We start from the raw sequence: 845 nt of genomic DNA on the forward strand, positions 1-845 counted from the left end.
GCGGGCAGGCCCTGGGCGCCGTGGCCTCCCATCAGCGACAGCCCGAACACCAAGCCCGCGAACGCGATCGCCGACAGCGGAACTGAGATGACATCGATCGGAGTCGGGCTCTGGCGCTCGTCGGGCACGCGCAGCCACACCAAGCCGGCCGTCAGCGCAACCAGGGCGATGGGCAACACGATCCAGAACATCCACCGCCAGTTGAGCGAACCGAGGATGACCCCGGACAGGGTGGGCCCCACCGCGGGTGCGACGGCGATGACGATCGAGATCGTGCCCATCATCTGCCCGCGCCGATCGGCCGGGATCAGCGTCATCACCGTTGTCATCAACAACGGCACCATGACCGCGGTACCGCAAGCCTGCACGACCCGTCCCACCAGCAGGACGGCGAAGCCCGGCGCCAACGCGGACACCAGCGTGCCCGTGCAGAACAACGACATCGACGCCAGGTAGATGCCGCGCGCCGGGAAGCGCTGCAACAGTGAGCCCGACATCGGGATCACCACCGCCATGGTCAGCAGGAAGCCGCTGGTGAGCCACTGCGCCGTGCTCGCGGCGATGTCGAGGTCGACGATCAGGGCGGGAAGCGCGACACTCATGATGGTCTCGTTGAGGATCATCACGAACGCCGAGCCGACCAGCAGCGCGATGATCACGCCCGGCTGGGCACGCCGACTCGCGGATTCCGTCGCCATGGTGGCCGGGCCCGTCATGCACACTCCCTGAATCTCGGTCCAGCCGTGCTTCGGCTGCGCGGCCACCCACGGTAGGCGGAACAACCTAAGTCAGGCTAATCAATTTTCGCTGGGCTGGTCAGACCGCGACAGACTATTTACCGCGAC

General features: G+C 66.6%; 1 protein-coding gene. It reads right to left on the reverse strand.

What is annotated here, in order from left to right; all coding sequences use genetic code 11:
- Positions 1-716 (reverse strand): MFS transporter (locus ASJ79_RS24895; protein ID WP_156448632.1); only part of this gene is annotated, 716 nt, incomplete at its 3' end.
- Positions 717-845: the final 129 nt, after the last annotated feature.

The organism is Mycobacterium sp. NAZ190054, assembly GCF_001545925.1.
Classification (GTDB): Bacteria; Actinomycetota; Actinomycetes; order Mycobacteriales; family Mycobacteriaceae; genus Mycobacterium.